Source organism: Lentzea kentuckyensis (genome assembly GCF_002150765.1).
In the GTDB taxonomy this organism is placed as follows: domain Bacteria; phylum Actinomycetota; class Actinomycetes; order Mycobacteriales; family Pseudonocardiaceae; genus Lentzea; species Lentzea kentuckyensis.
This window is the reverse complement of sequence record NZ_MUYM01000002.1, coordinates 190,109-213,195: the sequence shown is the minus strand read 5'-3', so window position 1 is coordinate 213,195 and position 23,087 is coordinate 190,109. Positions and strand designations below refer to the sequence as shown.

The 23,087-nt window shown below is 69.6% G+C and carries 28 protein-coding genes; 7 read left to right on the top strand and 21 right to left on the bottom strand.

Annotated elements, in window-relative coordinates; genetic code table 11:
- Window positions 1-230 precede the first annotated feature (230 nt).
- Window positions 231-1,640 (bottom strand): coiled-coil domain-containing protein, encoded by a 1,410-nt coding sequence (locus B0F77_RS01885; protein ID WP_211293624.1) that lies wholly within the window; start codon window positions 1,638-1,640, stop codon window positions 231-233.
- Between the two features lie 359 nt (window positions 1,641-1,999).
- Here B0F77_RS01885 and B0F77_RS01880 point away from each other — a divergent pair, with 359 nt between their 5' ends.
- Entirely contained in the window at window positions 2,000-3,088 is a 1,089-nt protein-coding gene (locus B0F77_RS01880) for an adenosine deaminase (protein WP_086660963.1), read from the top strand.
- 93 nt (window positions 3,089-3,181) lie between these two features.
- Here B0F77_RS01880 and B0F77_RS01875 read toward each other — a convergent pair whose 3' ends face one another.
- Genes B0F77_RS01875 through B0F77_RS01865 form a run of 3 tightly spaced genes read right to left on the bottom strand, consistent with a single transcriptional unit; the run spans window position 3,182 to window position 5,241 of the window.
- Entirely contained in the window at window positions 3,182-4,399 is a 1,218-nt protein-coding gene (locus B0F77_RS01875; RefSeq protein ID WP_086660962.1) for a primosomal protein, read from the bottom strand.
- A gap of 54 nt (window positions 4,400-4,453) precedes the next feature.
- On the bottom strand, window positions 4,454-4,900 hold the full coding sequence (locus B0F77_RS01870; RefSeq protein WP_086660961.1) for a YbaB/EbfC family nucleoid-associated protein: 447 nt from the start codon (window positions 4,898-4,900) through the stop codon (window positions 4,454-4,456).
- On the bottom strand, window positions 4,888-5,241 hold the full coding sequence (locus B0F77_RS01865; RefSeq protein ID WP_245847766.1) for a hypothetical protein: 354 nt from the start codon (window positions 5,239-5,241) through the stop codon (window positions 4,888-4,890). The genes B0F77_RS01870 and B0F77_RS01865 overlap by 13 nt, the downstream gene beginning before the upstream one ends.
- A gap of 31 nt (window positions 5,242-5,272) precedes the next feature.
- Between B0F77_RS01865 and B0F77_RS01860 the strand changes: the two genes are divergently transcribed.
- Window positions 5,273-5,599, top strand: a complete 327-nt coding sequence (locus tag B0F77_RS01860; RefSeq protein ID WP_086660960.1) for a YnfA family protein — start codon at window positions 5,273-5,275, stop codon at window positions 5,597-5,599.
- Here B0F77_RS01860 and B0F77_RS01855 read toward each other — a convergent pair.
- Window positions 5,580-6,131, bottom strand: a complete 552-nt coding sequence (locus B0F77_RS01855; RefSeq protein ID WP_086660959.1) for a TetR/AcrR family transcriptional regulator — start codon at window positions 6,129-6,131, stop codon at window positions 5,580-5,582. The genes B0F77_RS01860 and B0F77_RS01855 overlap by 20 nt on opposite strands.
- 84 nt (window positions 6,132-6,215) lie before the next feature.
- Between B0F77_RS01855 and B0F77_RS01850 the strand changes: the two genes are divergently transcribed.
- The gene (locus tag B0F77_RS01850) at window positions 6,216-6,650 is read left to right on the top strand and encodes a tautomerase family protein (protein WP_086660958.1); all 435 of its coding nucleotides are present in this window, start codon (window positions 6,216-6,218) and stop codon (window positions 6,648-6,650) included.
- A 30-nt stretch (window positions 6,651-6,680) separates the two neighbouring features.
- Here B0F77_RS01850 and B0F77_RS01845 read toward each other — a convergent pair whose 3' ends face one another.
- Together B0F77_RS01845 and B0F77_RS01840 are read right to left on the bottom strand one after the other, a co-directional pair.
- Window positions 6,681-7,817, bottom strand: a complete 1,137-nt coding sequence (locus tag B0F77_RS01845) for a bifunctional WXG100 family type VII secretion target/C40 family peptidase (RefSeq protein ID WP_086660957.1) — start codon at window positions 7,815-7,817, stop codon at window positions 6,681-6,683.
- Window positions 7,814-8,140, bottom strand: a complete 327-nt coding sequence (locus B0F77_RS01840; RefSeq protein WP_086660956.1) for a hypothetical protein — start codon at window positions 8,138-8,140, stop codon at window positions 7,814-7,816. Before B0F77_RS01840 ends, B0F77_RS01845 begins: the two co-directional genes overlap by 4 nt.
- A 92-nt stretch (window positions 8,141-8,232) precedes the next feature.
- On the opposite strand from B0F77_RS01840, the gene B0F77_RS01835 reads away from it, so the two are divergent.
- Entirely contained in the window at window positions 8,233-8,769 is a 537-nt protein-coding gene (locus B0F77_RS01835; protein WP_086660955.1) for an SMI1/KNR4 family protein, read from the top strand.
- Here the strand turns inward: B0F77_RS01835 and B0F77_RS01830 are convergent.
- From B0F77_RS01830 to B0F77_RS01810, 5 genes are all read right to left on the bottom strand, one after another.
- Window positions 8,762-9,355, bottom strand: a complete 594-nt coding sequence (locus B0F77_RS01830; RefSeq protein ID WP_158102560.1) for a MarC family protein — start codon at window positions 9,353-9,355, stop codon at window positions 8,762-8,764. The genes B0F77_RS01835 and B0F77_RS01830 overlap by 8 nt on opposite strands.
- A 52-nt stretch (window positions 9,356-9,407) precedes the next feature.
- On the bottom strand, window positions 9,408-9,584 hold the full coding sequence (locus B0F77_RS47625) for a hypothetical protein (RefSeq protein WP_158102559.1): 177 nt from the start codon (window positions 9,582-9,584) through the stop codon (window positions 9,408-9,410).
- A 26-nt stretch (window positions 9,585-9,610) separates the two neighbouring features.
- Window positions 9,611-10,132, bottom strand: coding sequence for a VanZ family protein (locus B0F77_RS01820; protein ID WP_086660953.1), 522 nt, complete (start codon window positions 10,130-10,132; stop codon window positions 9,611-9,613).
- Between the two features lie 77 nt (window positions 10,133-10,209).
- The gene (locus tag B0F77_RS01815; RefSeq protein ID WP_086660952.1) at window positions 10,210-12,396 is read right to left on the bottom strand and encodes an FtsX-like permease family protein; all 2,187 of its coding nucleotides are present in this window, start codon (window positions 12,394-12,396) and stop codon (window positions 10,210-10,212) included.
- Entirely contained in the window at window positions 12,393-13,082 is a 690-nt protein-coding gene (locus B0F77_RS01810; protein ID WP_086660951.1) for an ABC transporter ATP-binding protein, read from the bottom strand. The genes B0F77_RS01815 and B0F77_RS01810 overlap by 4 nt, the downstream gene beginning before the upstream one ends.
- A gap of 109 nt (window positions 13,083-13,191) precedes the next feature.
- Here B0F77_RS01810 and B0F77_RS01805 point away from each other — a divergent pair, with 109 nt between their 5' ends.
- A complete protein-coding gene (locus B0F77_RS01805; protein WP_158102558.1) occupies window positions 13,192-14,322 on the top strand; it encodes a sensor histidine kinase in 1,131 nt (376 codons plus the stop codon).
- On the top strand, window positions 14,319-14,945 hold the full coding sequence (locus tag B0F77_RS01800; RefSeq protein ID WP_086660949.1) for a response regulator: 627 nt from the start codon (window positions 14,319-14,321) through the stop codon (window positions 14,943-14,945). Before B0F77_RS01805 ends, B0F77_RS01800 begins: the two co-directional genes overlap by 4 nt.
- A 62-nt stretch (window positions 14,946-15,007) precedes the next feature.
- Here the strand turns inward: B0F77_RS01800 and B0F77_RS01795 are convergent, their stop codons facing one another.
- The 9 genes from B0F77_RS01795 to B0F77_RS01755 all read right to left on the bottom strand — a co-directional run bounded on the left by B0F77_RS01795 (window position 15,008) and on the right by B0F77_RS01755 (window position 22,649).
- Window positions 15,008-15,871, bottom strand: a complete 864-nt coding sequence (locus tag B0F77_RS01795; protein WP_086660948.1) for an aldehyde dehydrogenase family protein — start codon at window positions 15,869-15,871, stop codon at window positions 15,008-15,010.
- A complete protein-coding gene (locus B0F77_RS01790; RefSeq protein WP_086660947.1) occupies window positions 15,864-17,291 on the bottom strand; it encodes an aldehyde dehydrogenase family protein in 1,428 nt (475 codons plus the stop codon). The genes B0F77_RS01795 and B0F77_RS01790 overlap by 8 nt, the downstream gene beginning before the upstream one ends.
- A gap of 4 nt (window positions 17,292-17,295) precedes the next feature.
- A complete protein-coding gene (deoC, locus tag B0F77_RS01785) occupies window positions 17,296-18,252 on the bottom strand; it encodes a deoxyribose-phosphate aldolase (RefSeq protein WP_086660946.1) in 957 nt (318 codons plus the stop codon).
- A 56-nt stretch (window positions 18,253-18,308) separates the two neighbouring features.
- Entirely contained in the window at window positions 18,309-18,629 is a 321-nt protein-coding gene (locus B0F77_RS01780) for a hypothetical protein (RefSeq protein WP_086660945.1), read from the bottom strand.
- Complete coding sequence (locus tag B0F77_RS01775; RefSeq protein ID WP_211293623.1) at window positions 18,629-20,758, bottom strand: bifunctional polysaccharide deacetylase/glycosyltransferase family 2 protein; 2,130 nt, start codon at window positions 20,756-20,758, stop codon at window positions 18,629-18,631. The genes B0F77_RS01780 and B0F77_RS01775 overlap by 1 nt, the downstream gene beginning before the upstream one ends.
- Window positions 20,755-21,093: a hypothetical protein gene (locus tag B0F77_RS01770; protein ID WP_143466522.1), complete on the bottom strand. Its 339-nt coding sequence runs from the start codon at window positions 21,091-21,093 to the stop codon at window positions 20,755-20,757. Before B0F77_RS01770 ends, B0F77_RS01775 begins: the two co-directional genes overlap by 4 nt.
- 151 nt (window positions 21,094-21,244) lie before the next feature.
- Window positions 21,245-21,889 carry a DUF1707 SHOCT-like domain-containing protein gene (locus tag B0F77_RS01765; RefSeq protein WP_245847765.1) on the bottom strand — a complete coding sequence of 215 codons (645 nt, stop codon included), beginning with the start codon at window positions 21,887-21,889 and terminating at the stop codon, window positions 21,245-21,247.
- A 19-nt stretch (window positions 21,890-21,908) separates the two neighbouring features.
- The gene (locus B0F77_RS01760; RefSeq protein ID WP_086660942.1) at window positions 21,909-22,106 is read right to left on the bottom strand and encodes a hypothetical protein; all 198 of its coding nucleotides are present in this window, start codon (window positions 22,104-22,106) and stop codon (window positions 21,909-21,911) included.
- Between the two features lie 93 nt (window positions 22,107-22,199).
- Window positions 22,200-22,649 (bottom strand): MarR family winged helix-turn-helix transcriptional regulator, encoded by a 450-nt coding sequence (locus tag B0F77_RS01755; RefSeq protein WP_086660941.1) that lies wholly within the window; start codon window positions 22,647-22,649, stop codon window positions 22,200-22,202.
- A 59-nt stretch (window positions 22,650-22,708) separates the two neighbouring features.
- Between B0F77_RS01755 and B0F77_RS01750 the strand changes: the two genes are divergently transcribed.
- A complete protein-coding gene (locus B0F77_RS01750) occupies window positions 22,709-23,077 on the top strand; it encodes a VOC family protein (RefSeq protein ID WP_086660940.1) in 369 nt (122 codons plus the stop codon).
- The last annotated feature ends 10 nt before the right edge of the window (window positions 23,078-23,087 follow it).

The window sequence follows — 23,087 nt, the reverse complement described above, 5'->3', positions numbered from 1 at the left end:
AGACTCCGGCGAGCCTATCCACAGCCGTGTGAGCGCTCTCTTCATGGTCACGTCCGCCACCGCTGCCAGGTTCAACGGGCCGCCGCCCGTATGCCCGGCCGCATGTGCCATGAACGGCGCTTTCGTGGACCTCAAGTCCACAAAAGCGCCGTTCATGGTGAGAGTCCGTGGACGACGAACGGCCCCGGAGCAGCAGCTCCGGGGCCGTTCAGGCGATCAGACCAGGGCGATCAGGCGCCCTCGGCCGCCAGATCGTCGTCGTCCATGTCCTTGCCACCGTTGACCGGCTTGGCGCCGTTCTTGCGGGTGCGGCGCTGCGGGCGCGGCAGGGCGGTGGGCGGCGGGGGAGGCGTGGGCGAGCCGCCGCCGAGGATGAGCTCGGCGAAGGTGGCCATGGCCTCGTCCAGCTGGCCGCCGATGCGCAGTTCCGACTCCTGGTTCGACTTGCGGACCAGGGACTGCAGCGCGTCGGTGTCCGGGCGGGCCGAGACGGTCTCGCTGACCTTGGACAGGCTCGCGTCGACCGCGCCACCGAGCTCGGAGATGCGGGTCGCGAAGTCGTCCTCGACCTTGTCCAGGCGGTCGGTCATCGTGTCGAGCTTCGAGGTGACCTGCTCCAGGCGGCCGGCCAGTGCCTCGAGGCGGTCGGCGGCGTCGACCTGGTCGCGGGACTGCTCGATCGCCGCGTACAGGGCGGTGCGGGCCTCGTCCAGCTTGCCGTTGACCACGTTCTGGGTGTCGGCGACGGCCGACGCCAGCTCGGTGCGGGTCTCGGCGAGCGAACCGGCCAGCGAGTCGCGGGTCTCCGCCACGACACCGGCCAGCTCGCCGCGGGTCTCCGCCACGGCGCCGGACAGTTCGGTGCGGGTCTCGGCGAGGGCGCCGGACAGCTGGTTGTGGCGCTCGGTGACGGCGGAGATCAGCTTCTCGCGGCTGTCCGCGATCGTGCCCGCCAGCTCCCCACGGCTGTCGGCGATCGCGGCGGCCAGCTCGGTGCGGGCGGCGACGAGAGCGTCGCGCTGCTCGTCGGCGCGGCCGTGCACGCCGGCGAAGGAGTCGGAGAGGATCTTCTGCAGGGCCTCGCGGGTGCCGTCGAGGTGCTCGTGCACGCCCTCGTCCACCTCGTCGAGGCGACCGCGCAGCGCGGCCTCGAGGGCCTCGATGCGCTCGCGCAGCGGGTTCGTGACGGCGCCGGGGATCGAGTCGACCTTGCCGTCCTGCTTGTCCAGGTGGCCGTCGAGGTCGTCGATGCGCTTGTGGATGCTGGCGAGCTTGTCCTCGAGGCCGTCCATGCGGCCCGCGACACCCTCGAAGCGCCCGGCGACACCGTCGAGACGGCCGTCCAGCTGGGCGAAGGGCTTGGCGAGCTTGTCCACCAGGGCGTCGACCGCGCGACCGATGTCGGCGACGGCGTTGTCCTGGGCCTCCAGCTTGGCGAGGGCTTCGTCCAGCCGCTCCGCGAGAACGCTGACCTCGGTGCGGTCCGGCAGCTCCGACAGGCGCTTGCGGACCGAACCCAGCGACTCCAGAGGTGACATCCGGGCGTGGATCTCGTCCAGCGCGTCGAAGATCTGCTGCTGCTCGCTCTCACGGATCTCCGCGGCGCGCGTGAGCATGTTGCGCATCCGATCGAAGGACATCGTGGAGTTGTTGTTCTCTGTCACGGCTGAGTGCCTTCGTCCAGGGGAGGGGGAGACCACGGGAGCCTATCCGCGTCACGGGACGTGTCTGTACCACCCCCGCCAGAAAACGGCCGGGTGCGGACGGGCGACTAACCCGGTCAGGCTACCTCGTTGCTCCGAACGCCAAGTTACCGGCCGGAAGCGGTCGGTAGCGACCGGTGATGTTCCTACCTTGGGGTGACTCAAGCCTCGTGACGGTTGCAGAAAGTTGCGGATCACGGATCGGCAACATCCGTGATGCGACAAACGATCATATCGGCGACAAGATCATTTTGGCCAGCGCTGAAGCGGCGTGTCGGCTGAAGTAACGTGTAGCAATGTCCACGCCGCTTACCTTGGAGTCCATCCGCAGCGCGCCGAAGGTGCTGCTGCACGACCACCTCGACGGTGGCCTCCGCCCGCAGACGGTGATCGAACTCGCCGATGCCTCCGGCTACCAGGGCCTGCCCACCACGGACGCGGGCGTGCTCGGCGGCTGGTTCCGCGACAACGCGAACTCCGGTTCTCTAGTGCGATACCTAGAAGGTTTTGCTCACACGTGCGGAGTCATGCAGGACGAGGCCGCTCTCGTTCGCGTCGCCGCCGAGGCCGTCGAGGACCTGGCCGCGGACGGCGTCGTCTACGCCGAGATCCGCTACGCCCCCGAGCTGAACACCGAGAAGGGCCTCTCGCTGGAGCAGGTCGTCGAGGCCGTCCAGGAGGGCTTCCGCGTCGGCTCCGCCCGCGTGGCCGAGACCGGCCGCAAGATCCGCATCGGCACGCTGCTCTGCGCCATGCGCCAGAACGAGGGCTGGCTGCGCATCGCCGAGCTCGCCGTCCGCTACCGCGACCTCGGCGTCGTCGGGTTCGACATCGCGGGCCCCGAGGCCGGCTTCCCTCCCACCAGGGGCCTCGACACCTTCGAGTACCTGCGCCAGCAGAACGCGCACTTCACCATCCACGCCGGTGAGGCGTTCGGCCTGCCGTCCATCTGGGAGGCGATCCAGCACTGCGGTGCCGAACGCCTCGGCCACGGCGTGCGGATCGTCGACGACATCAAGGTCTCCGGCGACGGCACCGTCCAGCTGGGCCGCCTGGCCGCGTACGTCCGCGACCGCCGCATCCCGCTGGAGATGTGCCCGACCTCGAACCTGCAGACCGGCGCCGCGGCCACCATCGCCGACCACCCGATCGGCCTGCTGGCCAAGCTGCGGTTCCGCGTCACGGTCAACACCGACAACCGGCTGATGAGCGACTGCACACTCTCCAGCGAGTTCGCCACGCTCGCCGAGACGTTCGGCTACGGCTGGGCCGACCTGCAGTGGTTCACGATCAACGCCATGAAGTCGTCGTTCATCGGTTTCGACGAGCGCCTGACGATCATCAACGAGCTGATCAAGCCGGGCTACGCCGCCCTCACCGCCTAACTGTTTTCCGACAACACGCGGGGCGCCTACGTGCACCAGGAGTGAACGAAAGCTCCCCGCGTGTCTTTCGGCATGCGGAAAATGGCCGAGCGGTCAGTTGGTGTTGAGCCGGTCCTCGAACTTCGCCTGCAGCTCGCGGAACGCGGCCACCTCGGCGTCGTACGGGGCGGACGGCGCGAGACGCGTCGGGTCCGGCGACACGACGAACGACACCAGCCAGCCGAGCGACTCGGAGGAGGCCAGCGCGTCCTTCACGGACTCGTCCTCTGCCCACTCGCCCGCGTCCTCGAACAGTTCGACGGCGAGGTCGAGCTGCTGCGGGTCGAGGGAGTCGGGGCCCTCCTCCATGTCCTCGGCGATGCCGGTCAGCACGTAGACGTTGTCGTCGTCCACGTCGACCTCGAGCTCACCCGCGGTGGCCTTGACCTTGACGTCGTTCCACGTCTCGACCTCGGCGAGGTCGTGGTCGTCGTTCTCGGCCACGAACCGGCTCAGGCCGCGGCCGGAGGTGAAGACCTCGATCTTGCCGCGGCGGCCCAGGAACACCGGGTCGTCGCCGAGGTAGCAGCGCAGCGTGTAGAACTCACCCGCGGACGTGATGATCTTGATGGGGTCGATGCCCGCGTCGGCCCAGAAGCCGGTGGGAGCTTCCTTCTCCTCGTCCGAGGAGTCGTCGTCCGCGTCGGCGGCGGCGGAGGCCGCGGTGGCCTCCTCCAGGGCGGCGAGCTCCTCCTGGGCGACCGAGAGCTCCTTCTCGGGGACCTCCGGCGTGTTCACCACGCTGTCGATCGCGTCGAGGACCTCGTCCCACTTCTCGGAGACGACCTCGGACAGCTCACCCCACAGCTTCGCGCCGTCGCGGCCGCTGAACGGCAGCGTGCCCTGCGGCAGCAACGAGAAGCCCTCGGCCGAGTCGAGCACCTCGTGGACCTTCTCCAGGTCGCAGACGTCCGCGAGCGCGCGCACGATCGCGATCACGTCGGCGAGCTCGCCGATGGTCCAGGTGTCCGGGTCCTCCGCGACGAGCTCGGGCACGCCGACGAGGTCGAACTGGTGGTTGTCGTCCGGCGAGAGGTCCGCGACACCCAGCGACGGCACGACCGGCCACGCGGGGTGATCGGTGAGGTCGTGCTCTTCCGCGGTGCGCACGAAGGCGGCGAGATGCGCGGCGTCGGGGAAGACGAACAGGTCCTCCTCGTCGCCGAGGAACGCCTCCCACTCCTCGCCCTTCTCGCGCCAGCGGGGTGCCCACAGCGTGACGACGTCACCCTGCGTCAGCCCCAGCTCGATGGGGACGATGTCCTGCGCCATCCTGACCTCCCGGTCACGCCTGCCTGATGCCGTGGGCGAGCCTAACGGTGCTGATCACCGGCGCCCAAAGGGGTTCTCGAAGAAAGCGTCCTCGTCGGGATCCTCCACCACGGGCGTGCGGGGCCGCCGCTCGGGTGGTGCCTCCGGAGCTGCGGATTTGGGCGGCACGACGGGGTTCCACGTCGACCGGAAGGGTGAGTCTCCCGCGACGGACTCGACGTCGATCGCCATGCCGTCACCGAGTGCCAGCGCCATCCTGTTGAAGCTCGTCTGCACAGCCGCGTTGGTCGCGAGCCGCACGGTCTCGGTGACGACGTCGCCGACCGCCCGCGGACCCTGGCCGAGCAGCGCGGGGTGCAGGTGCAGGGTCTTGATCTCGCCGCGCGGGGACGCCGTGACGGTGCACAGCCCGTTCGGGTGCTCGACCGTGGCGGTGAGGGACTTCAGTTCGCGCTGCAGCTGCTCGGTGGCCTGCATCCGCTCCTCGTTCACCGCCGCCACCCGAACTCGTCCTCGTCGTGCTCGCGTTCGATCCCGAGCTCCGTCAGCTCCCGCGGGTCGACGACCCGTTCCAGGGTCTGGTGCAGCCGGCTGTTCGCGTTGCGCTGGGCCTTCTCGGCGATGCGCATGATCTCGGCGGCCAGTCCGTGCGGGCCCATCCGGAGCGCCGCGGCGCTCACCGCGATCTGCTGCGGCGGACCACCTGGCGTGCCGATCACCGTCACCGCACCGTCCGGTGAGGACGCTCGTCCCGTGATGGGACCACTGCGCGTGACGTGCTCGGACACCGCCTGCTCGACATCGCGCACCTTCCGCGCGGCGCGCTCGACGTCGTCGTCCACCTGATCACCCCCTACTGCGACAGTGTGCCGCATGATCCTGCGTTCGGTCCTGCTGTTCGCCCTCGCCGCCCTCATGGAGATCGGCGGCGCCTGGCTCGTGTGGCAGGGCGTGCGGGAACATCGCGGCTGGCTGTGGATCGGCGCCGGCGTGATCGCGCTGGGCGTCTACGGCTTCGTCGCGACCCTGCAGCCGGACGCGAACTTCGGCCGGATCCTCGCGGCCTACGGCGGTGTGTTCGTCGCGGGTTCGCTCGCCTGGGGAATGGTCGTCGACGGCTTCCGCCCGGATCGCTACGACGTGATCGGCGCGCTCCTGTGCCTCGCGGGCGTGGCCGTGATCATGTATGCGCCGCGATGAGCGCGGTCAGTTCCTCGGCGACGTTGTCGAGCGGTTCGACGCTGCGCTGAGCCCGGCACATCGCGACGGCGCCTTCCGCGGCGGCGACGACGAGCTGGGCGAGGCTCATGGCGCGGTCCTTTGCGACGCCGTGCTCCTCGAGCGAGTTCGCCAGCTGCCCTGACCACGTCCGGAACGCCCCGGCGGCCGCGGCGAGAGCTTCGGGGCCCGCCGTCTCCTCGATGGAGACGGCGAGCACGGGACAACCGGCTTGGAAGTCGGAATCGGTGACGATCTGCCGCCACAGCGCGAAGAACGCCTGCAGTCCTTCGGCCGGTCCTTGGCGGAGCTTCGCGGCGAGCACCTTCCGCACGGTGTCCGCCGCCCACTGCACGGCCTCGGTGGCCAGCTGGTTCTTGCCGCCGGGGAAGTAGTGGTAGGTCGAGCCGAGCGGCGTCCCCGCGTGCTTGGCCACCTCGCGGATGCTCGTCGCGTTGAGCCCGCGCCGCCGGATCATGTCGGCCGCTCCGGTGACGATCTGCTCGCGGGACATCGCTCACCTCTCTCTGGCCATAACCCTTGTCAGGGGATAACGTCCGCCAGAGAGTATGACAGTCGTTATAGACAGGAGATCGCCATGCCGATGATCGAGCTGACCGCACCGGCCGGAGCGCTGACCGACGCCGGCCGCAAGAGCGTGCAGCGCGACCTGGCCGCCCTGCTGCTGAAGTGGGAGGGCGCCCCGGACAACGAGTTCTTCCGCTCGGTGGCATGGACCTACCTGCACGAACTCCCCGCCGGCGCGCAGACGACCGGTGAGGACGACGCGCCGCGGTTCCGCGTGGACGTCCGGGTGCCGACGGGCGTGCTGTCCGACCGGCGCAAGGCCGGTCTGGTGCAGGAGGCGACCGCGCTGGTGCTGGAGGCCGCCGGGCTCGCGGAATCCGACGCGATGCGGGTGTGGGTGCTCATCCACGAGCAGCCGGACGGGACCTGGGGTGCGGGCGGACAGATCGTGAACTTCGACGAGCTGAGGGCCGCCGCGCAGGCCGCCAAGTCCACCGACGCGTGAGCTGAGGTACGTGGTGGCCGGGGACCCCGATCAGCCCGTCGGCCGGTAGAAGCCGTAGAACGACATCCCGCTGTTCGTCGTGCGGATCTTGCCGACCTGCACCGGGTCGCCGGCCTCGACCATCTGGCCGTTGCCGATCACCATCGCCACGTGCCCGTCCCACACCACGAGGTCGCCGGGCAGCAGCTGGTCCGCCGGCACCGACGCGCCCATCGCCTGCGACGAGGCCGGGCGCGGGAGGTCGAAGCCCGCGTTCTTGTAGGCCCACTGCGTCAGCCCCGAGCAGTCCGTGCCGGTGGGCGGGTTCGCGCCGCCCCACACGTACGGCGTGCCCAGCGCGGACAGCGCGTTGCGCACGGCCTTGGCCGCGGTCTCGTTCGGAGCCTCGGCGCTGCTGCCGTCTGGAAGGTTCACGCCGACGCCGGTGCCGGGCTGCGGCGGGATCGCGACCGGCAGCCGCGGGCCCGATCCTCCTCCTCCGCCGCCACCACCTGAGCCCGAGCCACCACCGGAACCGGATCCGGAGCCGGAATCGGAGTTCTTCGGGGCCGGGTCGGAAGCGCCGGCGGTCGACGTGGTGCCCTGGTCGACGCCGAACGGCTCGCCGAGCTTCGACAGCGTGCCGACGTCCGGCTTCTGCAACCCGTTCAACTGACCGACGAGCTGCGTCAGCTGGTCCCGGACCTTCTGCAGCTCGGCGGTGGTCTTGCTCTGGTAACCGGACGCCATCCCGGCGAGGTCGGCGACCGCGGCCAGCACCACGGCGGGGCCGGCCACCAGCGACGCGGCCAGCGCGGCGGCGAGCTTCGGCGTCGCCTTCGAGGTGAACTCGTCGATCAACCCCTGGATCGCGGTGCGCCCGCCGGTCACCGCGGAGACACCGGTCGATGCCGCGGTCTTCACCGCGGAAGCGTTGCCGGCCAACAGGTTCGCGGCCGACGTGAAGGCCGCGACGCGTCCGGAGAAGGCGTTGGCGCTCTCGCCGGACCACGTGTTCAGCACGGCCGTCGAGGCCGAGGTGTGCCGGGAACCCAGGTCGGCCAGCGCGGTCTGGGCGCGGCCGAAGGCGTCACCGGCCCGCGTGGCGCCGCCGGTGTCGCCGTCCAGCTTGGCCAGGTTCTCCTTCATGGGCGCGAGGAACTGGCTCAGCAGACCTTCGACGCTCATGCGCGCGCGGCCTTGTTCAGCGATGCCTCGTGCGCCTCTTCCTGGGCGATGTAGGCGTCCCGCGCCTTCGCCACCGCCGTGCCGAGGCCGGCCAGCCCGGTGGACGCGGCCTTCAGCGCGTCGAGCTGCACCTGAGCGGCGGCAACGAAAGCGGCGTTCAGGCCGACCTCGTTGCCGATCTTGCCGAAGCAGTCGCCCGGCAGTGCGGTGGTGCCGTTCAACGTGCCCGTGCCGACCGCGCCGACCTCGCTCGCCAGACCGCTCACCGCGGACGCGTATCCGGTCAAGGCGTCGAGGTCGACCTTGAGACCCTGTTCCGCCATCTGAAAGCTCTTCCCCCAGTAGTGACCTGTTCGGCTTGATCCTGCCCCGATGAGCGGTACCTCGCCCGTCGTTCCGCCAAGATCATGGGACCGTGGGTGTGATCGAGCACTGGAACCGGGTCCTGGCATGGCTGGCGGAGCACGCGCCCGCCACCCGCGCCGTGCTGCGTCCGAGGTACGACGCACTGCCGGAGCTCCGGGTTCCGCTCGACCTCCAGCTGTGGTGGAGCGTCTACGGCGGCACCGAGGACGGCCTCTACGCCGAGATCCTGCCGCCCTTCTACACGCCGCTGGGCGCCGATCGCGCGTTCGTGCTCAGGGACACCCACACGAGCAAGCCCGCGGACGCCTCCGAGGCGGGTTCGCCCACGAGCGGATTCCACCCCGAGTGGCTGCCGATCGCGTTCGACGGCACGGGCGACGTGCTCGCGGTCGATCTGCGGCCCGGTGTGCTGCGCGGTTGCGTGGTCGAGTGGGACCAGGAACGCAACGAGATGATCAAGCCGGAGTACACGTCGGTCCTGGAGATGTTCGACCAGGTCGCGACGGCGCTGGAGAACCGCAGCGCGGTCGGGCACTGCTTCCCCGAGGTCAACACCGCCGGCGAGCTGGGCTGGCGGACTAGCTGACCTTGCCGATGATGTGCAGCTCCTCGAGGCCCGTGATGATCAGGTCGACGCCCAGGGCCGCCAGCAGCACGCCGAGCACTCGCACCAGCACCCACGCGTAGGTCATCTTCAGGTAGCGCATCAGGATGCCGAGCACCGCGATCGCGGCGAGGTCCAACGCGATCACCGCGACGAACGCGGCGGCCAGCACCACGGTGGACATCGCCGTGCTGGTGTCCGACATCAGGAACAGGTAGGCGATCGCCACCGGGTTCGCGTAGTACGAGGTCGCGAGCTCGTGCGTGCCGCCGGTGGGGTCGTGCTGCGGCTCCTGCTTGCGTCCGAGCACGAGGTCGAGCGCGTGCACGAACAGGATCACGCCGCTCGCGAGCATCAGCGCCCCGCCGCTGATGTGGAACAACTGGATCAGCAGCCGTCCGGCCCCGACCACGAACAGGCCGGTGGCGAGAGCGATGCCGGTGGTCGTGAGCGCCACCCGCCAGCGCTGCCGGGCGTCCGCGCCCTCGGTGTCCAGCATGAAGGCCAGCAGGATCTTCGGCGGACCCACGACGGCGACGAGGATGCTGAACGCCTCGACGAAACTCATGCGCACCATGATCGAGCCGCGGTGGTGGCACCGCGACTCGACAGGTGAACGATCAGACGTTGCCCGAGATGCCCAGGGCCACGCCCTTGGCCCAGCCGGCCGAGTTCACCGTGTGACTCCAGGCGAGGGTCTTCCCGAAGCACACCGACCACGAGTTCGCGGCGACCCCCGACGACGCGCAGGCCCACTGGCCCAGTTCGCTGCCGGAGTCGACGTCCTGCAGGTCCATCTCCCCAGAACCCTGTTGGATTCCCGCTACCTCGCCGAGGCGAGCGAACGCCGCGGCAGGGCGGCGGTCCGCACGCGGGCGTAGACCTTCACGACGGTGAGCGCGCCGAGCCAGCCGAGCGCGGTGCCGGTGGTGTTGGAGATCAGGTCGTCGACGTCGAAGATCCGGTTCGCCCACAACAGCTGCGAGCCCTCGATCAGCAGCGAGACGCCGTACCCGATCAACGCGGCCTGGCCGATCGAGCGACGACCCCAGAACATCAGCATCGCGCCCAGCGGCACGAACAGCAGCACGTTCAACGTCATCTGGTCGAACGCGATCTGCCCGTCGCGGAAGGTGTCGGCGATCCACTGGAACGGCACCAGTTGCACGGCCTGACGCGGCGGGACGGTCTGCATCGGCAGGAACGTCGCGGCGAACAGCATGCTCGCGTAGGTGGTGATGGTCGCGCCGCGGAAGGTCAGCTGACGGAAGAACAGCTGCGGGAGCAGGAAGACGACCGACAGGAAAAGGCCCCACTGGATGCTCGCGAGCTGTGCATTCGTCATGAATCAAAGTTATGAAAAAGGCCCTCGGCGCACATCGCGCTGAGGGCCAGTTCCGTCCTCGTACTTCCGGCCGAGTGTTATTCCGCCGCGTAATCCCGTGGGCTGATCCCCCGTAGTACTGGACCGCATGCCAGTGCTGCTACCAGCGCGACCAGCATGCCGACGGCCACCGGAGCGAGCACCCACGGCGTCAGCGGCATTTCACCGTGGCCTACCAGTCCGCGGGCCAAAGTCAGCAGGCCGAGGCCCACGCCAATTCCCGCGCCGCACGCCGCGATGGTGACGGCGAACACCGGCAGCATTACTTCGCGGCGCAATGCGTGACCCAGCACACGAATTGGTGTGCCGGCCGCGATCAACGCACCGAATGTGCGCCGCCGGTCGATCACCGATCCGGCCGCGGCCACCGCGGCACCGATTCCGCCGAGCACCGCCGCGATCGAGAGCCCGATGATCGTGGCTCGCTGCAGGTCGTCCAGCAGGGTGTCGCCCCACAGGTCCCGCTGCTCCCCGTCGATCAGCCGCACGCCCGGCAGCGTGCCGATCAACGCGGTGTGCACGGCGTCGCGGTTGTCCGGTGTCGTCGGCACGCCGACCATCGACACCCTGCCCTCGATGCCGGGCAACAGCTCCGGATCGATCACCCCGCTGATCCGGCCGTTGCCCTGGAACGGCCGTGTCTCGTACTGCGCGGGCAGCTTGGACGTCGCGACGTTGTGTGGACCGGTCGACTTGAACACGTCGCCGTTCAGCTTCGAGTGCGAGTACACGGCAGGTCCGGGCTTGCACGTCAGTGCGTTCAACACCTGCGCGACGTCAGCGCACTTGCCGACGATGACGTACGAGCCGTAGTCGCTCTCCTTGCCGCTGCTCACCGTGCCGTTCAGCATCGTGACGATCGGCGCCGAAGTCTGCAGCCGCAACGGCGTCACGTCGTGCGCCACGTCCTCGGCGACGATCGCGTCCGTCTTCCACGTGTCGTCGCGGTACGGCACCTGACTTTCCAGTCCGGGCAACATGGTCAGCGCCATCGAGCCGGTGAAGACGGCGATCACCACACCGGCCGAGCCGCGGAACGCCGCCACCGGATCACCGGCCAGCCGCCGTCCGGCCAGCATCGTCGACGGCCTGCGCCACCGCCCGACGAAGAACCGGCCGACCCACGCCGTGACCACGGGCCCCGCCAGCACCAGCGCGAACGCCACCGCGCCGAGGCCGAGGAGCACCACGGTGAACTGACTGTCGCCACTGGTCGCCTGCGCGTACATGATCCCCAGGAAGAACACGCCCAGCGCTCCGGCGATCATCAGCAACCGCCACGACCGCACCCTGCGCTTCTCCTCGGCGGCGAGCGGCCGGTTCACCACGCGCCGCAGCCCCAGGATCGCCGCCGCGATGACCAGTACCGGCGCCAGCACGGCCACCGCCACCACGACCGCGGGCGAGGCCACGAAGTCGCCCGGATACCAGGTGCCGCCCTCCCACGGGATCATCGCGGTGATGTGGCTGAACGGCTGTGCCAGCACCACGCCCAGCACGCTACCGACGACCGCGCCAACCGCCGTCTCCACCGCCGTCATGACCACGACCTGGCGCGGGCTCGCACCGGCGAGCCTCAGCGCGGCGAGCCGTCGTTCCCGCTTCGCCGCCGTCAGCCGGGCGGCCGAGGCGACCAGCACGAGACACGGCACGACGAGCACCACGAGACCGACACGGGTGAGCAGGTAGAGCATGCCGTGGTAGTCGTCGCGGTACGAACCGGCGCCGCCCCGCAGACCGGGCGCCGGGTAGCCGTTCGCGACCTTGTCCTGACCGACGATCGCGACGAGCTCACCGGGGAACTTCAGCGCTTCCGGCCCCAGCACGCCGATCTGCCTGCCGGGGAAGCGGTTGCCGAGCTTCTCCGCGGGCGTGCCGCGGACGAGGTCGGCGAGGGCGGGGGACAGCAGCACCTCGCCCGCTTCCGGGTACTTCGCGATCCCTTGCGCCAACGGCACGTTGTCCGGCTTCAACCGCGCGACGTCGAACCGCTCGATGAGCTTGCCGTCGAACGAATCCCGGTTCGCCGCAACGGAGATCGTGCCGTCCTTGGCTCCGCCGAACACCTCGCGCCACGCCGTGCGGTCCGCCCGCGCCTGCAGTCCGTTCGGTGCGGCGATGAGCCACAGCACCAGCGACACCGCGATCATCACGCCGAGCGCGACCAGCACGGTGGCGACCTGGCTGCGGCGGTCCCGGCGCAGCACGGCGAGAGCGATCCTCACGCGGACACCGCCTTGTCGATCATGTTGGCGGTGATGCGACCGTCCTGGATCTCCACGACCCGGAGCGCCCGGTCCGCGATCGCCTTGTCGTGCGTGACGATCACGACGGCCGCGTTGGTCTCCTCGGCGGCCTGCAGGAGGGCGGTCATCATCTCCTGGCCGGTGCGCGTGTCCAGGGCGCCGGTCGGCTCGTCCGCGAAGATCACCCGCGGCCGGTGCGCCAGGGCCCGCGCGATCGCCACCCGTTGCGCCTGCCCACCGGACAGCTCTCCCGGCCGCCGCTGCTCCAGGCCCGCCAGCCCGAGCCGGCCGAGCCACAGCCTGGCCGCGCCGAGCGACTCCTCGCGGGACCGGCCGGCCAGCAGCATCGGCAGGGCCGCGTTCTCCTCGGCGGTCAGCTCGGCGACGAGCATGCCCGACTGGAACACGAACCCGAACGCCGTGCGCCGCAGCTCGCTGCGTCCTGTCTCGTTCAGTTCGCCGATCGCGTGCCCGTCGAGGAACACCTCGCCGCCGTCGGCCCGCAGGATGCCGGACAGCACGTGCAGCAGCGTCGTCTTGCCGGAGCCGGACGGACCGACGACGGCCAGCACGTCCCCGGCGGCGATGTCGATGTCCACCCCGGCGAGGGCGTGCACGTCGCCGTAGGTCTTGACCAGGCCACGAGCGGCCAGAACCGAATTCATGTTCCTCACGGTGCCGGGTGCGCGCGGCGAAAACCTCAGCCTTGACGACACACCGGATCAGCCGGATGACCGAGGCCGGAGAGGTGTGGTGGTCCTACCGTTGACTGCCGTGGACAGTCATCGGGGCCAATGGCCGATCGCCGCCGCTCTCGCGCTGCTGATGCTGGGCGAGCTGGTGCTCATGAACGGGCCGGGCAGCGCAGAGGCGCTGGTCTGGCTGCTCAGCGTGCCGCCGTGCATAGCGGCGGTCACGTCGTTCAAGTCACGTGCCTTCGCGATCCCGGTGACGGTGTCGTCGATCTTCGTGTCGTCGTTCATCTTCCGGCTGTTCAACGTGAACCTGCCGACGTTGCTGAGCCCGCTGACCGTCGCCGAGACCGCCGCGTGCCTGGTCCTCACCGCCGTCATCGTGCGCGAGGAACCGCGCCGCGCCGCCACCTGGTCGGTCGGCTCGCTGATGGCCGTCAGCTTCTTCGCCGCCATCGTCCGCAACAACTGGATCTCGTCCGGCAACTACAACGAGATGCTGGGTTCGCTGGTCCTGGGCTTCGGCGCCGTAGGGGTCGGTCTGTACTTCCGCGCGCGGGACACCGAGAGCGGCCGGCTGATCGCGGCCGCCGTCACCGACGCGCAGAAGGAGGAGCGGATCGCGCTGGCCCGCGAGCTGCACGACGTCGTCGCGCACCACGTGACCGGCATGCTCGTGCAGGCCCAGGCCGCGTTGGAGGTCTCCGACGACGACCCGAAGGCCGCCCATCGGCTGCTGCCGGGCATCGTCCGATCGGGCACCGAGGCGCTGGGCGCGATGCGGCGGATGGTCGGCACCCTGCGGCAGGGCGAGAACGAGGTCGCCACGACCGACCTGGCCGCCGACGTGATCTCGGCCGTCGAACGCACCCGCGAGCTCGGCTTCGAGACGAGGCTGCGCATCGACCTGCCCGACGAGGTGCCGCCGGAGCTCGGCCGCTCCGTGTTGCGCCTGGTCCAGGAGTCGCTGACCAACGTGCACAAACACGCGCAGTCCCCGACCATGATCGACGTGGAGATCTCCCGGACGCACGGCGGCGCGCTGCGCGTGGTCGTGGCCGACGACGGCCGGCCCGGCGAGCTGAACCAGGGCGGATACGGTCTCGTAGGCATGCGTGAGCGGGTCGACCTGCTCGGCGGCCTGTTCTCGGCGGGCCCGCGTGAGAACGGCTGGCAGGTGCTCGCCGAGCTACCCCTGGAAGGGAACAAGTGATCTCGGTCCTCATCGCCGACGACCAGGAGATGGTCCGCGTCGGTTTCCGGATGATCCTGGAGAAGCAGCCGGACATCACGGTGGTCGCGGACGTGCCAGACGGCATCTCGGCCGTCACCGCCGCACGTGAGCACAAGCCGGACGTGGCGTTGCTCGACATCCGCATGCCCGGCATGGACGGCCTCGAGGTCACCAAGAAGCTCTCGCCCACGACCAAGGTCGTCGTGGTGACCACCTTCGACCTGGACGAGTACGTGCACACCGCGCTGGAGAACGGCGCGTCCGGCTTCCTGACCAAGGACGCGGGACCGGCGTTGCTGGTCGAGGCGGTGCGGGCGGCGGCGCAGGGCAACGCGCTGATCTCGCCTCAGGTCACCGTGCGGATGCTGGAGCACTTCGCCCGCCCGGCCGTGCGCCCCGACCTCGGGCTGCTGACGGCGCGCGAGCAGGACGTCGTGCGGGAGGTGGCGCGCGGGCTCAGCAACCAGGAGATCGCCTCGGAGCTCTACCTGTCGCTGTCGACGGTGAAGACGCACCTCGCGTCCGTGCAGACGAAGCTCAACGTGCGCAACCGCGTCGGCATCGCCTCCTGGGCGTGGCGCGCAGGCCTGGTGAACTCCTGATCTTGGTATGAAGGGCTCCTTCATCCACGTCAGGTGGATGAAGGAGCCCTTCATCGTTCAACTCAGACACCCATGGGGTGCCAGACGGTCTTGGTTTCGAGGTACGCGCGCAGGCGTGACATGTCCGGCGTGACCGCGAAGTCCTCGCCGGCCTTGGTACGCAGCACGCGCTTCACCGTGCCGGCCGCGGACCGTTCCAGGTCGGCGCGCAACGACTCGGGCGCGCCGGTGAGGTCGAGCGCGTTCACGTCGGCGTGCGACGCGAGCCACGGCGCGATCTCGGCGGTGCGGCCGGTGATGATGTTGACGACACCACCCGGCACGTCCGACGTCGCAAGCACCTCGGACAGCGTGATCGCGGGCAGCGGCCGGTCCTGCGAGGTGATGACCACCGCGGTGTTGCCGGAAGCGATCACCGGGGCGATCACCGACACCAGGCCCAGCAACGACGACTGCTGCGGTGCCAGCACGGCCACCACGCCCGTCGGTTCCGGCGTGGAGAACGAGAAGTACGGCCCGGCGACGGGGTTCGCGGAACCCAGCACGGCCGCGATCTTGTCCGTCCAGCCCGCGTACCAGACCCAGCGGTCGATCGCCGTGTCCACGATGGACTGCGCCTTCTTCAGCTGCACGCCCTCGGAGGCCGCGACCTCGCTGACGAACTGCTCGCGGCGGCCCTCCAGCACCTCGGCGACCCGGTACAGGACCTGGCCGCGGTTGTACGCGGTGGCGCCGGACCAGCTGCCGAAAGCCTTGCGGGCGGCGGTGACCGCGTCCCTGGCGTCCTTGCGGGAGCCCTGTGCGGCGTTGGCGAGGAAGGTGCCCTTCGAGTCGGTCACCGGGTAGCTGCGGCCGGACTCGGAGCGCGGGAAGGCGCCGCCGATGTAGAGCTTGTAGGTCTTCGCGACCGTGACGCGATCAGACATCGAGGTAGGCCTCCAGACCGGTGCGGCCGCCCTCACGGCCGAAGCCCGACTCCTGGTACCCGCCGAACGGGGCGGTCGGGTCGAAGCGGTTGAACGTGTTGGACCACACCACACCGGCGCGCATCCGTTGCGCCATCCAGAGAATGCGCGAGCCCTTCTCCGTCCAGACACCGGCGGACAGGCCGTACGGCGTGTTGTTCGCCTTGGCCACGGCCTCCTCCGGCGTGCGGAACGTCAGCACCGACAGCACCGGGCCGAAGATCTCCTCACGGGCGATCCGCATCGCCTGCGACACGTTCGAGAAGACGGTCGGCGCGAAGAAGAAACCCTTGTCCGGCAACGGACACGACGACGTCCACCGCTGCGCGCCCTCGGCCTCGCCCGACTCGGTCAGCTCCTTGATCCTGGTGAGCTGCTCGCGCGAGTTGATGGCGCCGACGTCGGTGTTCTTGTCCAGCGGGTCACCGACGCGCAGCGTGTTGATCCTGGCCTGCAACTTCTCCAGCACCTCGTCCGCGACGGACTCCTGCACCAACAGGCGCGATCCGGCACAGCAGACGTGGCCCTGGTTGAAGAAGATGCCGTTGACGATGCCCTCGACGGCCTGGTCGAGCGGCGCGTCGTCGAACACGATGTTCGCGGCCTTGCCACCCAGCTCCAGCGTGAGCTTCTTGCCGGTACCGGCCAGCTGCCCCTGAATGATCTTGCCGACGTCGGTCGACCCGGTGAACGCCACCTTGTTGACGTCCGGGTGCTCGACGAGCGAGGCACCGACGTCACCGGCGCCCGGGATGATGTTGACGACACCCGGCGGCAGGTCGCACTGCGCGATGATGTCCGCCAGCACCAGCGCCGTGAGCGGCGTGGTCTCGGCCGGCTTGAGCACGACGGTGTTGCCGCACGCGAGCGCGGGCGCGATCTTCCACGCGGCCATCAGCAGCGGGAAGTTCCACGGGATCACCTGTCCCGCGACGCCCAGCGGCTTCGGGTCCGGCCCGTAGCCCGCGTAGCCGAGCTTGTCCGCCCAGCCGGCGTGGTAGAAGAAGTGCGCCGCCGCCGTGGGCACGTCGACGTCGCGCGACTCCTTGATCGGCTTGCCGTTGTCGAGCGACTCCAGCACCGCGAGCTCACGCCCGCGCTCCTGGATCTGCCGCGCGATCCGGTAGATGTACTTGGCCCGCTCGCTGCCGGGCATCTTCGACCACACGCGGTCGTAAGCCTTGCGCGCGGCCTTGACCGCGGTGTCCACATCGGACTGACTCGCGGTCGAGACCTCCGCGAGCACCTCTTCGGTGGCCGGGTTGATGGTCTTGAGCGGTTCGCCGGTGCCCTCGACGAACTTGCCGTCGACGAACATCCGGTAGTTCGGCTTGAGGTTCGCGATGTCCCGCGACTCGGGCGCGGGGGCGTATTCCCACATGTCTTCAGTCCACCGTCACGTAGTCCGGGCCGCTGTAGTGGCCGTCCAACTGGGTCCGCCGCTGCATCAGCAGGTCGTTCAGCAACGTCGACGCGCCGAACCGGAAGAGGTGCGGGTCGAGCCACTCCGGCCCGGCCACCTCGTGCACTGCCACCAGGTACTTGATCGCGTCCTTGGTGTTGCGGATGCCACCGGCGGGCTTGACCCCGCGCAGCTCACCCGTCTGCGTCTTCCAGTCCCGCACGGCCTGCAGCATCACGTGCGTGACCGGCAACGTCGCGGCTGGCTGCACCTTGCCGGTCGACGTCTTGATGAAGTCACCACCGGCCAGCAACGCGAGCCACGACGCGCGGCGCACGTTGTCGTACGTCACGAGCTCGCCGGTCTCCAGGATGACCTTGAGGTGTGCGTCCCCGCAGGCTTCCTTGACCTTGACGATCTCCTCGAACACCAGCCCGTACCGGCCGGACAGGAACGCACCGCGGTCGATCACCATGTCGACCTCGGCAGCGCCCTGCTCGACGGCGAACCTGGTGTCGGCCAGCTTGATGTCGATCGTGCTGCGCCCACTGGGAAACGCGGTCGCGACGCTGGCGACGTTGATCCCGGTGCCCTTGAGCTCGTCGGCCGCCGTCTTGACCATGTCCGGGTAGACGCACACGGCCGCGACCTGCGGCACCTCGGGCCGGTCGGGGTCGGGCCTGCGGGCCTTGGCGGCCAGGCCGCGCACCTTGCCAGGCGTGTCCGCGCCTTCGAGGGTCGTCAGGTCCACCATGCTGATCGCCAGGTCGATGGCGTGCAGCTTCGAGGCCTTCTTGATGCTCCGCGTGCCGAGGCCCGCGGCTCGTTGCTCGACGCCGACCTGGTCGACGCCGGGGAGCCCGTGCAGGAAACGCCGCAGCGACGATTCGTCGCGCACGGCGTCAGCCAGGGCCGACGGCAGTGTCGTTGGAGCAGCCATGCCTGGGAGTCTAGGCGGAATGGGACGCCCGTCCTAAGTGAGGACGTTTGCGCTGATCAGCCTGGCTGGAAGCAGGTCGGATACCGCTCCGTGAGCTCCAGTTTCGCCATCTCGAACTCGAACAGCGCGGTGTCGTTGCCCGCGAAGTCGGGGCTGCCCAGGCACTCGTCGAGGACGGCGCACAGGTTGCGCAGCACGGTGCACTTGCGCGAGTCCGGGATCTCGTCGACCCACAGGCAGTTCCCGATGGTGGCGGAGTCACAGACCTCGACGTCGACGGGGTCTGTGGAGCTCGCCCGCAGCTTGCCGATCACGGTCTCGAAGTAGCCGCTCCGCATCGTGACGTCGCCGTCCTCGAACGCGATCATCGCGACCATCACCGCACCAGCTCACGCCGGTGGAGCGGCACCGTGCGCTCGTCGAGCTCGGGCGCGTCCTGCGCCGCACTGCCGGTCCGCTTGAGCTTCTGCCACGGCAGCACCGCACCGGCGGCCGCGGTGATCACGGACTGGATCACCACGAGGTACATGAGCTGCCGGTACACGATCGGTTGCAACGCGACAGCCCACAGCGGCCGCAGCCGTTCGCCGTCGAGCCGGAACGCGATCACCGCGGGCACCAGCTGCAGCGCCAGGAAGCCGAGCCACGCGACGGCGCCCGCGACGGGATCCGTCCACAGGCTCAGCACCGCGAAGACGTCGATCGCCGGTGCCAGCATCGGCAGCGCCACCTGGTAGAGGAAGAGGTAGGGCAGCGCGCGGCGGCCGAGCTTGCCGCCCATGCCGCGGTCGAAGATCGCGCCGCGGTGCTTCCACATCGCCTGCAACGTGCCGTAGCACCAGCGATAACGCTGCCGCCACAGCTGGCCGAGACTCGCCGGCGCCTCGGTCCACGCCCGCGCGTGCTCGGTGTAGACCACGGACCAGTCCGCTCGTTCCAGCGCCATCGTCAGGTCGGTGTCCTCGGCCAGCGTGTCCTCGGGCACGCCGCCCACCTCGCGCAACGCGCTGACCCGGAAACCGCCGACCGCGCCCGGCACCGTCGGCATGCACTGCATGACGTCGTACATCCGCCGGTCGAGGTTGAAGCCGATCACGTACTCGATGTGCTGCCAGCGGCCGAGCAGCCCCGACCTGTTGCCCACCTTGGCGTTGCCCGACACCGCGCCCACCGCGTGGTCGACGAAGGGCTGCACCAGGTTGGCGACCGTGTCCGGTTCCAGCACGGTGTCGCCGTCGACCATCACGACCAGGTCGGTGCGGGTGTGCCGCAGTCCGGTGTTCAGCGCGGCCGCCTTGCCCGCGTTGCGTTGGCGCACCAGCGAGACGTTGGGCAGGTGCAGGCTCCTGACCACCTCGGACGTGCGGTCGGTCGAGCCGTCGTCGATCACGATGACGTGCACGGGCCACGTGCTCGACAGGATCGTGCGGACGGTCGCCTCGATGCCGGCTTCCTCGTTGTAGGCGGGCACGAGCACCGTCACCATCTGCTGCGGCAACCGCGGTGCGTGCTTGCCCGGCTTGCGCCGCGCGTGGATCGCCGTCGTCACCAACAGCACCGCGGCCCGAGCGAGCGCCAGCACGCTGGAGATCATGACGAGCCAGGTCAGCAGTTCCGCGACGAACCGCGAGAACCGCACCGCGAGTGACACGGCCGTGCCCTCGGCGCGTTCGGCCGCGGTCGACTGGCGGGTGGCCTGTGGCACGCCGAACGCGTCACCGGCGGTCTTGAACGCGAACCCGCGCTCCTTCAGGCCGGGGATCAACTTCTCCAGCGCCGCAACGGTTTGCGACCGGTCGCCACCGCCGTCGTGCAGGAGCACCACGGCGCCCTTGTCGTCCTTCGGCGTGGCGTTCGCGACGACGGCGTCCGTGCCGGGCCTGCGCCAGTCCTCGCTGTCGAGGTCGGCGAGCAGCACGAGGTTGCCGGCCGCGGTGATCCGTTCGATGCCGACCAGGTCCTCGTCGTCGACGGCGTCCGGCCGGTTCGAGTACGGCGGCCGCACCAGCTGGCTCGACTTCCCGGTGCCGCTCGCGACGACGAGCCCGGTCTGCCCGAGTTCCAGCCGCGTGCGGGTCTCGCCGACCTTGCCCAGGTCGACGTGCGTGAAGGTGTGCAGCCCCACCTCGTGCCCTTCGACGGCGAGGTGTTCCAGCACGTCCTGGTGCTGCGCCACGTTCGCGCCGGTGACGAAGAAGGTCGCCTTGATCCCGTTGCGCCGCAGCACGTCGAGGATCTTCGGCGTCCACTCGGGATCGGGTCCGTCGTCGAACGTCAGCACTATCGTGCGGTCCGGTGTCGTGCGCGAACTGAGCCCGGATCCGGTGTCGCCGATCAGCGGACCGCCCTGGTGCACGGAGTCCGGCACGGTGTTCGCGGGCCCGGCCGTCGGCGCGGCGCCCTGGCCGACGCGACCGACCACGAAGGTGTCCAGCAGCAACGCGCCGAAGAGCACCAGCACGGTCAACGCCAGCAGCACCCAGTGGGCGCGCGGCTGGGGTCTCACGGCTTGCCCTGACCGGGGCTGCTCGGCCGGTTCGACGCGCCCGGCGGATCGGTGCGCTTGTTGCCGTTCTCGGCCGTGGTGGTCGTCGTGGTGGCGTTCGTCACCGGTGGCGCCGTCGTGGTGGTCGGCGCCGTGGCGTTGATTTCGTTGCGTGGCAACGATGTTGCTTCGGGTGACGACGTGGTGGTGTCCGTGGTCGTGGTGACCACGGGCTCGGCCGCCTTCGGGATGGGCAGCAGCGTCGCCGGGTTCACCGGGCCGCCGGCCAGTGCGACGACGAGAAGCACCAGGTAGGCCAGTACGCCGATGGCAACGGTGCCGATGGCGATGCGCACCACCTTGCGGCGGCGGCCACTCGGATCAACGAACACGGGTCTGTCTGAGGGAGTCGTCATGACCTTCGCGGGGGGACGGCATGCGGGTCGCAGGAGGGTAACCGCCTGCCGCGCCCAGCGGAAGTCGTTCGTCAGCTCAGTTTTCGAACCGTCAGTCGAGCAGTTCGCGCAGGATCTGGGACTTCTTTTTCTTCGGCCCCTTGACCTCGACGCCGCCCATGATCGCGAGCCCGGTGATGCGCACGGTCGGCGCGCCCGGGATGTGCCGGCGGCCGGGAGCGTGGTCCTCGAAGGCGCCCATGAAGCCGAACCCGTCGACGTTGATGTTGATGTCGTCGGGCACCCGGATCTCGACGCCGCCCCAGAACGCGAACACGCTGATGGTGACCTCGGCCTCGGCGAACCGGGCGTGGGTCAGGTCGATCTCGATGCCGCCCATGACCGCGACGGCGTTGTGCACGCGCGGCACGGTCCACTGGCCCTTGCGGTTGACGCCGGACCAGAACGCGACGGACACCGCGCTGCCGGGCTGGCCGCCGATCCGGTCGCTCACCGCCGGCTGGTACTGCGGCACCGCGGCGGGGTTCGGCAGGCCGCTGAGCACCAGATCGGCGGTGATGGGAACGAGTTCCCCGTAGGTCTTCGCGGCGTAGACGGCCACGAGCCGCTCGTCCAGTTCGTGGATGTCCAGGCGGCCTTCGGCGGTCGCCTTGTGCAGCACCTGCGCGATCCGTTCCCGGTCCGCGTCCGAGGCGCGCATGTGACTCTGGTCAGCGGGTACCAGCTCGTCGCTCACCCGATCGAGTCTAAAGCTGTCACTTCCTGTTCGGTGCGTACTTGACGGTGATCGCAAATGCCAGCACGAGCAGTGCTCCGAGCGCCGTAGCGAGCGTCGGGCTGTGGCCCCAGAGCACGGGCAGCACACCGATCAACATCGCCAGCGACGCCGAGACGCCCAGGATGACCAGCGGGGATTCACACAACTGCTGGACGGGCTTCTGTTCGATCGTCACCGTTCGTACCTCCGCGTCTCAACTGGCTACGAGACACATTCGGAGTCGCTTTGTCGATTCTGTACTCCCGGATCGGGTTGCAGAGGCCCCTGATCAGGTGGTCTGCCCCAGGTTCCGGGCGCACGCGGTGAGGGTGGCGACCAGTTCCTTCTGCTGTGCGGGACTCAGGCCCGTGCACATCTTCAGCTCTACGGCGTGGACCGCCGTGCTGGCGGCCCGGAGCTGATCGTGGCCGTCCGGGGTCAGCTCGGCGGGAAGCTGACGCCCGTGAGAGGCCTCCGCCGGCCGGGTCACCAGGCCGCGGGCTTCGAGGCCCTGCAGCACGACGTTCATCGACTGGCGCGTGACGAACGCGCCGCGGGCGAGGTCCGCGTTCGACAGTCCTGGCCGCTGACCCAGCAGTTCCAGGCACGCGTACTGCGGAACCGTGAGGCCCAGCGGTCGCAGGGCGGCGTCCATCGCGCCGCGCAGCGCCGAAGCCGCCTCCTTGAGGACGTACCCGACCGCGGTGTCCAGCGGGCCGACGGTGTCACCCTGGTGCATGTAAGGATTTTGACATACAGTGGTGGATGTCAGGACTTTGACATCGACCAGGAGTTGACATGACCGTCACCGGACCCGACTTCATCGCACTGCAGGTGCGCGACCTCGATCGGGCCGCGACCTTCTACGAGGACCGCCTCGGTCTGCGGCGCGTCCCGGCCAGCCCGCCGGGGGCCGTCGTGTTCGCGACCGCGCCCGTGCCGTTCGCCGTGCGGGAACCGTTGCCCGGCACCGATCTCGACGCGGTCGACCGGCCCGGCGTCGGGGTGGCGCTGTGGTTGCACGCCGACGACGCGCAGGCCCTGCACGACTCCCTGGACGCCGCCGGGGTGCCGATCGTCGCGCCGCCGTTCGACAGCCCGTTCGGGCGGACGTTCACCTTCGCGGACCCGGACGGCTACGCCGTCACCGTGCACGACAAGCGCTGAGCACGATTCT